13 protein-coding genes are annotated in these 14031 nt (G+C 64.1%); 11 read left to right on the top strand and 2 right to left on the bottom strand.

Annotated elements, in window-relative coordinates:
- Positions 1 to 115 precede the first annotated feature (115 nt).
- Both NKH06_RS23760 and xylB read left to right on the top strand, forming a co-directional pair.
- Positions 116 to 1438, top strand: a complete 1323-nt coding sequence (locus tag NKH06_RS23760; protein WP_352894236.1) for a tetratricopeptide repeat protein — start codon at positions 116 to 118, stop codon at positions 1436 to 1438.
- Positions 1439 to 1520: 82 nt separating this feature from the next.
- Complete coding sequence (xylB, locus tag NKH06_RS23755; RefSeq protein WP_352894233.1) at positions 1521 to 2975, top strand: xylulokinase; 1455 nt, start codon at positions 1521 to 1523, stop codon at positions 2973 to 2975.
- Between the two features lie 197 nt (positions 2976 to 3172).
- On the opposite strand, the gene NKH06_RS23750 is transcribed toward xylB, so the two are convergent.
- A complete protein-coding gene (locus NKH06_RS23750) occupies positions 3173 to 3535 on the bottom strand; it encodes a nuclear transport factor 2 family protein (protein WP_063169801.1) in 363 nt (120 codons plus the stop codon).
- A gap of 112 nt (positions 3536 to 3647) precedes the next feature.
- Between NKH06_RS23750 and xylA the strand changes: the two genes are divergently transcribed.
- From xylA to NKH06_RS23735, 3 genes are all read left to right on the top strand, one after another.
- Complete coding sequence (gene xylA, locus NKH06_RS23745) at positions 3648 to 4973, top strand: xylose isomerase (protein ID WP_352894231.1); 1326 nt, start codon at positions 3648 to 3650, stop codon at positions 4971 to 4973.
- 345 nt (positions 4974 to 5318) lie between these two features.
- Entirely contained in the window at positions 5319 to 5702 is a 384-nt protein-coding gene (locus NKH06_RS23740) for a GNAT family N-acetyltransferase (RefSeq protein ID WP_352894294.1), read from the top strand.
- A gap of 177 nt (positions 5703 to 5879) precedes the next feature.
- Positions 5880 to 6089 (top strand): hypothetical protein, encoded by a 210-nt coding sequence (locus NKH06_RS23735; RefSeq protein ID WP_352629929.1) that lies wholly within the window; start codon positions 5880 to 5882, stop codon positions 6087 to 6089.
- 46 nt (positions 6090 to 6135) lie between these two features.
- Here NKH06_RS23735 and NKH06_RS23730 read toward each other — a convergent pair whose 3' ends face one another.
- Complete coding sequence (locus NKH06_RS23730) at positions 6136 to 7116, bottom strand: GlxA family transcriptional regulator (protein ID WP_352629931.1); 981 nt, start codon at positions 7114 to 7116, stop codon at positions 6136 to 6138.
- A gap of 77 nt (positions 7117 to 7193) precedes the next feature.
- On the opposite strand from NKH06_RS23730, the gene bcoG reads away from it, so the two are divergent.
- The 6 genes from bcoG to NKH06_RS23700 are packed head-to-tail and all read left to right on the top strand — an operon-like array spanning position 7194 to position 13887.
- Complete coding sequence (bcoG, locus tag NKH06_RS23725) at positions 7194 to 8111, top strand: 3-dehydrocarnitine:acetyl-CoA trimethylamine transferase BcoG (protein ID WP_127808248.1); 918 nt, start codon at positions 7194 to 7196, stop codon at positions 8109 to 8111.
- A gap of 22 nt (positions 8112 to 8133) precedes the next feature.
- Positions 8134 to 8763, top strand: a complete 630-nt coding sequence (locus tag NKH06_RS23720; protein WP_352894228.1) for an HD domain-containing protein — start codon at positions 8134 to 8136, stop codon at positions 8761 to 8763.
- Positions 8760 to 9863: a carnitine 3-dehydrogenase gene (locus NKH06_RS23715; RefSeq protein WP_127322329.1), complete on the top strand. Its 1104-nt coding sequence runs from the start codon at positions 8760 to 8762 to the stop codon at positions 9861 to 9863. The genes NKH06_RS23720 and NKH06_RS23715 overlap by 4 nt, the downstream gene beginning before the upstream one ends.
- Before the next feature lie 3 nt (positions 9864 to 9866).
- Positions 9867 to 11030, top strand: a complete 1164-nt coding sequence (locus tag NKH06_RS23710) for an acyl-CoA dehydrogenase family protein (RefSeq protein WP_352440490.1) — start codon at positions 9867 to 9869, stop codon at positions 11028 to 11030.
- 3 nt (positions 11031 to 11033) lie between these two features.
- Complete coding sequence (locus NKH06_RS23705; RefSeq protein ID WP_352440491.1) at positions 11034 to 13112, top strand: acetate--CoA ligase family protein; 2079 nt, start codon at positions 11034 to 11036, stop codon at positions 13110 to 13112.
- Positions 13105 to 13887: a carnitinyl-CoA dehydratase gene (locus NKH06_RS23700; RefSeq protein ID WP_352440492.1), complete on the top strand. Its 783-nt coding sequence runs from the start codon at positions 13105 to 13107 to the stop codon at positions 13885 to 13887. Before NKH06_RS23705 ends, NKH06_RS23700 begins: the two co-directional genes overlap by 8 nt.
- Positions 13888 to 14031 lie beyond the last annotated feature (144 nt).

Here is a 14031-nt window from a genome sequence, read left to right as displayed (position 1 = left end):
AGACTACTCAAATGACCTGGCGTAGCGCGCGGTTGGCGTTGCCGTGGCCCATGCTTTAGGATCGGTTTGGGCCGAAGGATCGAGGGCCTGTCACGGGTCGACAGAAGGACATCGCATGGCAACCAGGGACGCATTCGGCCTGGCACTTTCGGGCGCCACGGAGGCGGGATTCACCCCCTACAGCCAGGCAGTGCGTGAACTGCAGTGCTTCGTCGGCGATCCCGTAGCCTCCGTCGACCGCGCCATCGCGGAAAATCCCGGCTTCGTCATGGCGCATGTGTTCAAGGGTTATCTGTTCGGCCTCGCCACCGAGCGGGAGGCGATGGCCGTGGCCAAGGCCTGCCATGAGGCCGCACTGCCGCTTGCCGCGACCACGCGCGAGCGGGCGCATGTCTCGGCCCTCGGGCATCTCGCCAGCGGACGATGGCATCAAGCCAGCCGCATTCTCGAGGACATCACCATCGAGACCCCCCGCGACGGGCTGGCGCTGCAGGTCGGCCACCAGATCGATTTCTTCACCGGCAATGCACGCATGCTGCGCGACCGCATCGCGCGGGCCCTGCCGTCATGGCAAAGCGGCATGCCCGGCTACCACGCCATGCTCGGCATGCAGGCCTTCGGGCTGGAGGAAATGGGTGACTATGTCAGGGCCGAGCAGCTTGGCCGCGCGGCGGTCGACATGGAGCAGCGCGATGGCTGGGCCCAGCACGCCGTCGCCCATGTCATGGAAATGCAGAGCCGGCAAAGGGATGGCATCGCCTGGATGCAGGCCAACCCGGAAGCGTGGACAAGGGAGAGCTTCCTGCAGGTGCACAATTGGTGGCACCTGGCGCTGTTCCATTACGATCTCGGCGAAACCGACGCGGTGCTGGCCCTCTATGACGGCCCTATCTACAGCGTGCAATCGACGATGGCGCTCAACATGGTCGATGCCTCGGCAGTCCTGTGGCGGCTCGCCCTGGGCAGCGTCGATGTCGGCGACCGCTGGGCAGCGCTTGCCGCCAATTGGCGCAAGGCCGGAGCGGGCCTTTATGCCTTCAACGATGCCCACGCGATGATGGCCTTTGTCGGTGCAGGGTTCGATGCGCCGGCCCTCGCTTTGCTCGAGGCGCAGCGCGAGGCCATGCGTGGCAGCGACGACAATGCGGCTTTCACGCGGGATGTCGGCCATCCGCTGACGCTCGCCATCAAGGCATTCGGTGAGGGCAGCTACACCGAGGCCGTGCGCCTGATCCGGCCGATCCGCTCGATCGCTCATCGTTTCGGCGGCAGCCACGCCCAACGCGATGTTATCGACCTGACGCTGATCGAGGCAGCGTTGCGCGCCGGTGAGGGTGCGCTGGCCAGGGCGCTCACGGCCGAGCGTTCGATGGCGCGGCCCGACAGTCCGCTGTCAGCGCTGTTTGTGCGACGCGCCGCCGATTTGTCGGAGAATTGACCCGAAGCGGATCTTGTTTTAAAAACTGGCCAAGTCAGATTTTTTCGAGACCCGAAAAAATTAACTGGCGTGGGAGGAAGACATGTATCTGGGCCTCGATCTCGGGACGTCGGGCGTCAAGGCGCTGCTGATCGATGCCGGGCAAACCGTCATCGGTTCCGGCCACGGTTCGCTTGATGTTTCACGGCCGCATCCCGGCTGGTCGGAACAGAATCCCGAGCACTGGATCCGGGCCTGCGAAGACGCAATCGCCGAACTCAGATCCTCCCATCCGGATGAACTCGCGGCAGTCAAGGGCATTGGCCTGTCCGGGCAGATGCATGGCGCCACGCTGCTCGACGCCGCCGACAAGGTGCTGCGTCCCTGCATCCTGTGGAACGACACGCGCAGCCATGCCGAGGCGGCCGTGCTCGACGCCGATCCGCGCTTCCGCGCCCTGACCGGCAACATCGTCTTTCCCGGTTTCACCGCGCCGAAACTTGCCTGGGTGAAAAACAACGAACCCGCTCTCTTCGCCAAGGTCGCAAAAGTGCTGCTGCCCAAGGACTTCCTGCGGCTCTGGCTTTCGGGCGAACACATTTCGGAAATGTCGGATTCTGCCGGTACCTCCTGGCTCGATGTCGGCAAGCGGCGCTGGAGTACGGACCTGCTCGCAGCGACGTCGCTCGACGAGAGGCAGATGCCGTCGCTGGTTGAGGGTACGCACAGGGCAGGCGCACTGCGCAGCGAATTGGCATCGAAATGGGGCGTCCAGGCCGGCATTCCGATCGCCGGCGGCGCCGGCGACAATGCGGCCTCGGCCTGCGGCATGGGCACGGTCGGCGCCGGCCACGCTTTCGTCTCGCTCGGCACATCGGGCGTGCTGTTTGCCGCCAACGCTTCCTACCTGCCCAACCCGGCTAGCGCGGTTCACACCTTCTGCCACGCCCTGCCGAACACCTGGCATCAGATGGGGGTCATCCTGTCGGCGACGGATTCGCTCAACTGGCTGTCCGAAATCACCGGGAAGAGCGCCGGCGAATTGACCGCTCAGCTCGGCGACACATTGAAGGCGCCCAGCGGCGTGTCCTTCCTGCCTTATCTTTCGGGTGAGCGCACACCCTACAATGATGCCGCCATTCGCGGCGCGTTCACCGGGCTGGCGCATGAATCGAGCCGTGCCGTGCTGACCCAGGCCGTGCTGGAGGGTGTGGCCTTTGCCTTCCGCGACAGCCTCGAAGCCCTGGCCACGGCCGGCACGACCTTGACGCGGGTGACGGCGATCGGCGGCGGCTCGCGCTCGCACTACTGGTTGAAGGCGATTGCCACCGCGCTTCAACTGCCTGTCGACATTCCCGCCGACGGCGATTTCGGCGCCGCCTTTGGTGCCGCACGGCTCGGTCTGATTGCTGCGACGGGTGCCGATCCGCTTGAAGTCTGTACGGCACCGAGAACGGATGCGACGATCGAACCGGACGCTGCGCTCGCTGGGGCGTATGCGGATGCGTATCAGCGCTACCGGTCGCTGTACCCGGCAATCAAGAGCCTGACCGCGTGAGTGAGCGCGAGGCACCCCCCTCTGCCCTGCCGGGCATCTCCCCCGCAAGGGGGGAGATTAGCAGCGTTGACGGATATGCCAGTCCTGCACGGTGGGTGATTGGCGAAGGCGCGGATGCCAACCCATCTCCCCCCTTGCGGGGGAGATGGCCGGCAGGCCAGAGGGGGGCGCTTCACGCCCGCCTCCCTGAGAAATCCTCACTGCGCCGGCACCTTGTCGAGAAAGCCGGTGACGCTCTTCAGGCGGCCGTTCTCGATGATTCCGATATCGGTGCCTTCGATCACCGAAGGCGTCCCCTCAGGGCCAAGGTTCCAGGAGAAGCGGATCTTGTCGGCAAAACCGTCCGGCGTGCCCTTCAGCGAGAACCGGAAGCCGGCAAAGCGCTGCTGCACGCCGTCGATCAGAGCCGCGACGCCTTCATGGCCGTCGCCCTGCATGAGCGGATCACGATAGCTGACGTCTTCCGTGAAGGTCGCCTTGAGCAATTCGGCCCGGCGGCCGGCATCGCTTTCGTTCCAGGCGGTGATGTAGTTTTCAGCGATCTTGGTGAGGTCGGTCATGGTCTGTCTCCTTCGTTTGATGGCTTTGACATGACCCTTTTCGACCAGCGCTGGCCTGAAACCAATTACGCCTGAGGTAATGGCGGCAGAACTTTGTGAGAGGACAGAAATCATGAGCAGCGGATTCTTCGGCGACACCAAGAAAATCAAATATGAAGGGCCGGATTCGACCAATCCGCTGGCCTATAGGTTCTACAATCCCGACGAGGTCGTCGCCGGCAAACGGCTGGAAGACCATCTGCGCTTCGCCGTCGCCTACTGGCACTCCTTTGCCTGGCCGGGCGGCGATCCGTTCGGCGGCCAGACCTTCGACCGGCCGTGGTTTCCCAAGGCAGGCGGCACCGACACGATGGAGCTGGCAAAACTGAAAGCGGACGTCGCCTTCGAGATGTTCTCGCTGCTCGGCGCGCCCTATTTCTGCTTCCATGACGCCGATGTGCGGCCGGAAGGCAAAGACTTTTCCGAAAGTGCCGCGCGCCTCGACGAGATCGCCGATTACTTTGCGGGGAAGATGAAGCAGACCGGCGTCAAGCTGCTTTGGGGCACCGCCAATCTGTTCTCCAATCGCCGCTTCATGTCGGGTGCGGCCACCAATCCCGATCCGGACGTCTTTGCCTACGCGGCGGCGACGGTAAAAAGCTGCATCGACGTCACCAAACGGCTGAAGGGCGAAAACTACGTGCTGTGGGGCGGGCGCGAAGGCTATGAGACGCTGCTCAACACCGACCTCGCGCGCGAGCAGGAACAGGCCGGCCGGTTCCTCAGCATGGTCGTCGACTACAAGCACAAGATCGGTTTCAAAGGCACGATCCTGATCGAGCCGAAGCCGCAGGAGCCGACCAAGCATCAGTATGATTACGATGTCGCCACCGTCTACGGCTTCCTCAAGCGCTTCGGGCTGGAGAAGGAGGTCAAGGTCAATATCGAGCAGGGCCACGCCATCCTGGCCGGCCATTCCTTCGAGCACGAACTGGCTCTGGCCAATGCGCTCGGCATTTTCGGTTCGATCGATATGAACCGCAACGACTACCAGTCGGGCTGGGACACCGACCAGTTCCCCAACAACGTGCCGGAAATGGCGCTGGCCTACTATCAGGTCCTGCAGGCCGGCGGCTTCAAGACCGGCGGCACCAATTTCGACGCCAAGCTGCGCCGCCAGTCGCTCGATCCGCAGGACCTGCTGATCGGCCATATCGGCGGCATGGATTCTTGCGCACGCGGCCTGAAAGCCGCGGCCCGCATGGTCGAGGACAAGGCGCTATCGGCGCCGCTGGCCGAACGTTATGCCGGCTGGAACACGGCCGAGGGCAAGGCGATGCTCGCCGGCAAGCGCACGCTGGAGGATATCGCCGAGCGCGTCGTCAAGAAGAAGATCGAGCCGCAGCCGAGGTCCGGTCGCCAGGAACTGCTGGAAAATATCGTCAACCGCTACGTGTAAGGCGCGCGCCGCTCCATCTCTGGACCGACATCCGACACCACTGGCTGAAAGCCGCCGCTATCGCCATCTGCTAGTCAGCCCACTTCGCACGAGGCTGCCGGGGATCGCACAGATCTTCGGCAGCCAGCGTGTGATCAAGATGCCACGCGTGTCGCCGAAAGAGGGCCCGTGCGGCAGCCTTTATTTTATGCATGTCGCCATCCCAAAATCGCTGTGCGCTTTTGGGCGACATGCATTGGCGGGAGACGGAAAATGGCAGAGGATCGAATCATCGTGCGCCCGGCGCAGGCGAGCGATATTCCGGCGTTGAAGCAGGTGCTGCATGAAACCTTCGAAGGCACATGACTGCCGAACATCACCGAAGCAGCGGCGCGGCGCTATGTCGAGACGGATATTGGCGGGCGCTATGTCGACCAGAGCTGGCCTGAATTCGCCGTTGCCGAGATCGATGGCGAGGTCGCCGGCCTGATCCATTGGCGCGCGGATTTCATCGAGGCCCTGCACGTCATGGCGTCCCGTCAAGGCCAAGGTGTCGGCCGCAAGCTGCTTTCCCATGCCGAACAGGCGATCGGCGCCGCCGGATTGGCGCAGGCGCGGCTGGAAACCGACACGTTCAACCTGCCCGCACAAGCACTCTACAAGGCGGTCGGCTATATCGAAAAAAACCGCTATCCAGACGACGAATGGGACAGTGGCTTCACCACGGTGCTGTTCGAAAAGCGGCTGTAGATTTCTCCTTGACCTGACCTGCCAAGGCGCAGGAACAGCTTTGCGCATGGCCCGGTCCCGCGACATGGTTTTGCCCTTCGACGCCCTTCAATGACCTCGCTCTTGCCTTCAAACTGCCGTCACGAATCTCGTATAAGACTGGCTCGTGGCGGGAGAGGAAGAAGGAGGCGAACCGATATGCAGAACGAACGTGAAATCGACGCCCTGCTCTCACCTGGCGAGGCCGGATCGATCATCGATAGACTGATGGCAATGCCGCATCCGAAGGATGGCACGCGCCGCTCGAACGAGTGGGACCGCGCCGTCGCCAGCCGTTTTGAGACCCACCTTGCTAAACAGATGCGCTCGCAGATCGATGGCGGCAGCGGCCGTCAGGACGCGGCCTGATCTTTCCGATTTTGTGCATATCGTCGTCCTTTCGGTCGACCTGCACTCAGCCCCGGCGCAGCCTGACCGGCGCTTCACCGAAAGCCCTTGAAAACGCCCTAGAAAATGCCGCGGCGGACGAAAATCCGGTCCGCCCGGCAATGTCGGCCATCGCCACTCTGGTGTCGACCACCAGCCGGCGGGCAGCACCCAGGCGCAGCCTGAGATAATAGGCGCCTGGCGTCTCGCCGATCGACTTGCGAAAGATGCTTTCCAGCGTCCGTGCCGTCACCCCGGCACGTTTTGCCACCGCTTCTATGGTGAGCGGCTGGTCGACATGCGATTCCATAAGCCGGATGGCTTGCGCCAGCCGCGGATCGTAGCCGTCGAGCCGGCCAAGCGAGACCAGTGGCTGGGCGTCGGTCGCGGCACGCGCCTGGTCATAGATGAAGACGCTGGCGACATCGAGCGCGACGGCCATGCCCAGCCGCGTGCGAATGAGATGCAGCATCAGGTCGAAGGTCGGCGACGCGCCGCCCGACGTGAACACCGGCCCGTCTATGACGTAGCGGTCCGGACGCACGTCGACGCCGGGGAAAGCCGACGAGAAATCCTCCATGTCCTCCCAGTGGGTGGTGGCGCTGCGCCCTTCCAGCAGGCCGGCGCGCGCCACCAGCCAGGTGCCGGCCTCGACACCGCCGCACGCGCGGGCCGTACGCGCAGCCCGGCGCAGTCCGGACAACAGAGCCGAGGTTGCATAATTCTGGGTGCCGAAGCCGGCGACGACGACAAGGACGTCGGTCGGCTCGCCCGCGTCGAAACGGCCACTGACCGCCACCGGCAGGCCGCATGTGGTGACCGGAGCCTCGCCAGTGACGGAGACCAGCTTGAAATCGAACAAGGTCTCGCCGGCGATACGGTTGGCGGCGCGCAGCGGATCGACGGCTGAGGCCACGCACATGATGGACGAGCCGGAAAACACCAGCAGCGTCACCTTGAGCGGCAGGCGCTCGGCACGAAAGATCGTTGGCTTTTCGCTTTTCGTCATGGAAGCTTCGTAAAACGCAAAACAGTTTCCGGCAAGTCGGGCATTGTTGTGGTCTGTTTCTATCGGAGGAGAGTTCCATGCCGCTTGCGATGAACCGTGAGGTTTTCATTACCTGTGCCGTGACGGGATCCGGTGGGTCGCAGGACCGCAGCCCGCATGTGCCGCGCTCGCCCAAGCAGATTGCGGATTCGGCCATTGATGCGGCCAAGGCGGGCGCTGCCATCGTCCACTGCCATGTGCGTGACCCTGAAACCGGCAAGCCGAGGCGCGACGTGCATCTCTACCGCGAAGTGACCGAGCGCATCCGCGAGGCAGAAGTCGACGTCATCCTGAACCTGACCGCCGGCATGGGCGGCGACATGGTGTTCGGATCGCCGGAAGCGCCGCTGCCGCTCAACGAAAAAGGCACCGACATGGGCGGCGCCACCAACCGCATGGAACATGTGCGCCAGTGCCTGCCGGAAATCTGCACGCTCGACTGCGGCACCATGAACTTCGCCGAAGCCGATTATGTCATGACCAACACGCCCGGCATGCTGCGCGCCATGGGCGGCATGATGACGGCGCTGGGCGTCAAGCCGGAGATCGAGGCTTTCGACACCGGTCATCTGTGGTTCGCCAAGCAGCTGGTCGAGGAAAAGGTGCTCAATCCGGATGCGCTGGTGCAGCTCTGCATGGGCGTGCCGTGGGGTGCGCCCGACGACCTCAACACCTTCATGGCGATGGTCAACAATGTGCCGTCGACCTGGAATTGGTCGGCCTTTGCCATCGGCCGCAACCAGATGGCCTATGCTGCTGCGGCAGTGCTGGCCGGCGGCAATGTCCGCGTCGGTCTCGAAGACAATCTCTGGCTCGACAAGGGCGTGCTGGCGACCAATGCGCAGTTGGTCGAGCGCGCCGCCAGCATCGTCACCAATCTCGGCGCCAGGATTCTTGGGCCGGAAGAGGTGCGGCAGAAGCTCAACCTTACCAAGCGGGCGCCGATCGCGGCATAAATTATTCGTCGGGAGGGTCGGCATGACTACCGTAAAATTCACCGCGATGAAGGATGGCGACCGGGACGACTACGAGTTCCTGACCGCGCATGAGATCGACTACGCGGCCAGGACCGGCGAGCGGCTGCTCGATGCGCTGGTGCAGCTCGACGCGGGCCTGTCGGGCTACAAGATCACCCGGCTCGGCCATTCGCTGCAGGCGGCGACGCGTGCCTGGCGCGACGGCGCCGACACCGACTGGATCGCCTGCGCGCTACTGCACGACATCGGCGACATCTATGCGCCTTACAATCACGACGAATATGCCGCTTCGATCCTGAAACCCTTCGTGCGCGAACAATGCACCTGGGTGGTGGAAAAGCATGGCGACTTCCAGCGGCTCTACTATGCCCATCACCTCGGCGGTAACCGCCATGCGCGCGACCGCTTTGCCGGCCACGTCTATTTTGACGATTGCGACCAGTTTTGCGAGCGCTGGGACCAGTCGAGCTTCAACCCCGACTATGACACGCTGCCGATCGAATTCTTTCGGCCCTTCGTCCTCGAAGTCTTTGCCCGCAAGGCATACGACCCGTCCGTGATCCGCGCCGGCGAACGCGTGCCGCTCATAGATCCCACAACCGCCATGACCAGAACCGGAGCTTCCGCATGAGCATCATCAACAAGGCAGCCGCCATCGGTGGCGGCGTCATCGGCGCCGGCTGGGTGGCGCGGCTGCTGCTCAACGGCATCGACGTGTCGATCTTCGATCCCGATCCCGAGGCGTCGCGCAAGGTCGGCGAAGTGATGAAGGGCGCGCGCCGCGCCTACAAGCAGATGGTGCCCGGCGGTTTGCCGAAAGAGGGCAAGCTGACCTTTGCCAAGACCATCGCCGAGGCAGTGGCCGATGCCGATTTCATTCAGGAAAGCGTGCCGGAACGGCTCGACCTCAAGCACCGGGTGCTCGCCGAGATCGATACCCACGCGCCGGCCAATGCGATTGTCGGTTCCTCGACCTCCGGCATCAAGCCAACCGACATGCAGGTGGCTATGAAGAAGCATCCGGAGCGGCTGGTGGTCGGCCATCCGTTCAACCCGGTCTATCTCCTGCCGCTGGTCGAGATCGTGGGCGGCGAGCAGACCTTTCCCGAGGCGATCGAGGTCGCCAAGGAGATGTATGCCTCGATCGGCATGAAGCCGGTCGTCATCCGCAAGGAGATCGAGGCCTTCGTCGGCGACCGCCTGCTCGAAGCGGCATGGCGCGAGGCGCTGTGGCTGATCAAGGACGGCATCTGCACGGTCGAGGAACTCGACGACATCATGCGCTACGGCTTCGGCCTGCGCTGGGCGCAGATGGGCATGTTCCAGGTCTATCGCGTCGCCGGCGGCGAGGCCGGCATGCGCCACTTCATGGCGCAGTTCGGGCCCTGCCTGAAATGGCCATGGACCAAGCTGATGGATGTGCCGGAGTTCAACGACGAGTTGGTCGACCTGATCGCCACGCAGTCGGACGACCAGGCGCATGGCCTGTCGATCCGCGAACTGGAAAAGATCCGCGACGACAATCTGGTCGCCATCATGGATGCGCTGTCGAAGCAGAACAAAGGCAAGGGCTGGGGCGCCGGCGCCCTGCACAAGGACTATACTAGGCAGTTGGCCAAGCTGGCGGCGAAGAAGCCCACGGCCTCCAAGGCGGCCGAGAAGGCCAAGGCGTTGAAGCCGGTGAAAAAAGCCGAGAAGCCGAAGAAAAAGACCGGCAAGAAGAAGGGCTGAAGCATGGATTTCGGGCTGTCGGAAGAACAGAGGCTCATCGTCGAGACGACGAAGGCGTTCGTCGAGAACGAGCTATACCCGCATGAGCGCGAGGTCGAGCGCACCGGCGTGCTGCGCCGCGACCTGATCGAGGAGATCAAGGTCAAGGCGATCGAAGCCGGGCTCTATGCCGCCAACATGCCGGCCGATGTCGGCGGCGCTGGCCTGGATACGGTGACCTGGCTGCTCTACGAAAAGGAACTCGGCCGCGCCAACTATGCGCTGCACTGGACCTGCGTGGCGCGGCCCTCCAACATCCTCTTGGCCGGCACGCCCGAGCAGCGCGAGAAGTATCTGTTCCCCTGCATCCGCGGCGAGAAATGGGACTGCCTGGCGATGACCGAGCCGGGCGCCGGCTCCGACCTGCGCGGCATGAAGGCGACGGCCGTGCAGGATGGCGACGACTGGGTGCTCAACGGCACCAAGCATTTTATCTCCCACGCCGACCTCGCCGACTTTGCTATCGTGTTCATGGCTTCCGGCGAAGAGGATTCGCCGCGCGGCAAGCGCAAGAAGATCACCGCCTTTTTTGTCGATAAGGGCACCAAAGGCTTCACCGTTCGCGATGGCTACCGCAACGTCTCGCATCGCGGCTACACCAACGCCATCCTCGAATTCGACGATTGCCGGCTTCCCGCCGCCCAAGTGTTGGGCGAAGTCCATAAAGGGTTCGACGTCGCCAATTCATGGCTCGGCGCCACCCGCCTGCAGGTCGGCGCGACCTGTCTCGGCCGTGCCGAGCGGGCGCTTGGCCATGCGGTGGAATATGCCGCGCAGCGCCAGCAGTTCGGCCAGCAGATCGGCAAGTTCCAGGGCGTATCGTTCAAGCTTGCCGACATGGCGACCGAACTGAAGGCCGCCGACCTGATGGTGTTCGAAGCCGGCTGGAAGTACGATCAGGGCACAGTCACCGACCAGGACATGGCCATGGCCAAACTGAAGGCCACCGAAATGCTTGCATACGTTGCCGATGAAGCGATCCAGATCCATGGCGGCATGGGGCTGATGGACGATTTGCCGCTGGAGCGCATCTGGCGCGACGCCCGCGTCGAGCGCATCTGGGAGGGCACGTCGGAAATCCAGCGCCACATCATTTCACGGGCGCTGCTGCGTCCGTTTGGGGCATAACATATGCATAAACTTGAGCGTCTCCTGCGGCCGAAGTCGATTGCCGTATTCGGCGGTGCGCAGGCTGCAGCCGTCGTCGCGCAATCGATCAAGATGGGCTTTGCCGGCGAGATCTGGCCGGTGCATCCGACCAAGGACGAGGTCGCCGGCCGCAAGGCCTATCGCTCGGTCGCCGACCTGCCGGCCGCGCCGGACGCCGCCTTTGTCGGCGTCAACCGGCATTTGACCATAGAGGTGGTCAAGGCGCTGGCCGAACGCGGCGCCGGCGGCGCCGTCTGCTTTGCCGCCGGCTTCCTCGAAACCGAGGCCTATGACGACGACGGCGAGCGGCTGCAGGCCGAGCTGGTCGGGGCGGCCGGCTCGATGCCGATCATCGGGCCGAATTGCTACGGCCTGATCAATTATGCCGACGGCGCGCTTCTGTGGCCCGACCAGCATGGCGGGATAAGACTGGCCGAGGGCGGCAAGGGCGTCGCCATCATCACCCAGTCCTCCAACATCGCCATCAACATGACGATGCAAAGGCGCGGCCTGCCGATCGCCTTCCTGATGACCGCCGGCAACCAGGCGCAGACCGGCCTGTCCGAAATGGCGCTCGGCCTGATCGAGGACGAGCGGGTCACGTCGCTCGGCCTGCATATCGAGGCTTTCGATTCGGTAGCCGGCTTCGAGCGGCTGGCGGCACGGGCGCGCGAGCTGAAGAAGCCGATCATCGCCATGAAGGTCGGCCGTTCCGAACAGGCCAGGCAGGCGACTGTCTCGCATACCGCCTCGCTGGCCGGCTCGGACGCGGCCTCGGGTGCGTTCCTGCGGCGGCTCGGCATTGCGAGAGTCGATTCGATCCCCGCCTTCATCGAGGCGCTGAAGCTGCTGCACATCACCGGCCCGCTGCCAGGCTATAGGCTGTCGTCGATGAGCTGCTCCGGCGGCGAGGCCTCCGTCATGGCCGACAGCGCCGAAGGGCGCTGGGTCAATTTCCCTGTGCTGATCGACAGCCACCGCGCCCATGTCAAATCGACGCTCGGGCCGCTGGTCGCGGTCGCCAATCCCTTGGACTATCACACCTTCATCTGGAACAACGAGCCGGCGATGACCGCCACCTTCACCGCCATGGTGTCGGGCGGCTTCGACCTCAACATGCTGGTGCTCGATTTTCCGCGCCCCGACCGCTGCTCGGTCACCGACTGGTGGGCGACGCTGCGCGCCTTCGAATCGGCGCTGAAGACCAACAAGGCGCATGGCGCGATCGTCTCCTCGTTGCCGGAGAACCTGCCGGAGGAATACACGGCCGAGTTGATGGCGCGCGGCATGGTGCCGTTGTTCGGCATTTCGGAAGCCATGGATGCCGCCGGGGCGGCGGCCTTCATCGGCTGGGCTTGGGCTGAACCGCAGGCGCAGCCGATCGACACGTCCGCATCCGGTGCGCCTGGCGGCGACCACGTCACGCCCGATGAGGCCGAGGCGAAGTCACGGCTGATCAAGGCTGGCCTGCCGGTGCCGAAGGGCGAACGCGCCGCCAATGCGGTCGAGGCGGTGATCTCTTCCATGGCGCTCGGCTTCCCGGTGGCGTTGAAGGCGCTCGGCGTCACTCACAAATCCGAAGTTGGCGCTGTCAGGCTCAATCTCAGGGATGCCGAATCCGTCAGCACCGCAGCGCATGACCTGCTGCCGCTCGGCACCGGGCTCTATGTCGAGCGCATGGTGCGCGACGGTGTCGCTGAACTGATCGTCGGCTTCACCCGCGATCCGATGTTCGGCGCGGTGATGACCTTGGGCACAGGCGGCGTGCTGGTCGAGCTGTTGCGCGACAGCGTCACGCTGATGCTGCCGGCAACCCGCGACGACATCGAGGCGGCGTTGCGCGGCCTGAAGCTGTTCCCGCTGCTCGAAGGCTATCGCGGCCGGCCGAAGGCCGATGTCCAGGCCGCCATCGACGCCATTTCGGGCATTGCCGCCTTCGTGCAGCAGAATGCCGGCGAGATCGAGGAACTCGATATCAACCCGCTGATCGTCTGCGCGGAGGGCAAAGGCGCCTGGATCGCCGACGCACTGCTGGTGCTGGGAGACAAGAAGAATGTCTGACGTCATTTCGACCCGCCGCGAGGGCACCATCCTCGAAGTCACGCTCGACCGGCCCAAGGCCAACGCCATCGACCTGAAGACCTCGCGGCTGATGGGCGAGACGTTCAAGGCATTCCGAGACGATCCGGAGCTTCGCGTCGCCATCGTCAAGACCGCCGGCGACAAGTTCTTCTGTGCCGGCTGGGATTTGAAGGCGGCCGCCGGCGGCGATGCGGTCGATGGCGACTATGGCGTCGGCGGCTTTGCCGGGCTGCAGGAGTTGCGCGACCTCAACAAGCCGGTGATCGCTTGCGTCAACGGTATGGCGGTCGGAGGCGGCTTCGAGCTGGCGCTGTCCTGCGACCTCATCTACGCCTCCGATCATTCCTCCTTCGCGCTGCCCGAGATTCGCGCCGGCACGCTGGCCGACGCCGCGACGATCAAGCTGCCGAAGCGCATCCCCTACCATGTCGCCATGGACCTTCTGCTGACCGGCCGCTGGATGGATGTGGCCGAGGCGCATCGCTGGGGCCTGGTCAACGAAGTGCTGCCAAAGGAAAGGCTGGAAGATCGCGTCTGGGAGATCGCCCGGCTGCTGGCCGGCGGCCCGCCGCTGGTGTTTGCCGCGATCAAGGAAACGGCGCGGGTGGCCGAGGCGCTGACCTTCCAGGACGCGATGAACAGGGTGACGCGGCGGCAGCTGCCGACGGTCGATGCGCTCTACGGCTCCGAGGACGGCATGGAGGGTTTTCGCGCTTTTGCGGAGAAGCGTGAGCCGGTTTGGAAGGGGAAGTAGCAGGAACGATGGCGTTCCGTCACACCCCCCTCTGCCCTGCCGGGCATCTCCCCCGCAAGGGGCCTGTTGCAAAATTGTGTGGATGTGATTCCCTGTTTTTGAACCAGGGATCTTGCGATGACGACGAAGCCGAGCGGTCAGTTC

Origin of the sequence: Mesorhizobium sp. M1342, assembly GCF_040317955.1 — a bacterium.
Lineage (GTDB): Bacteria > Pseudomonadota > Alphaproteobacteria > Rhizobiales > Rhizobiaceae > Mesorhizobium.
This window is presented reverse-complemented; position numbering and strand designations above follow the sequence as displayed.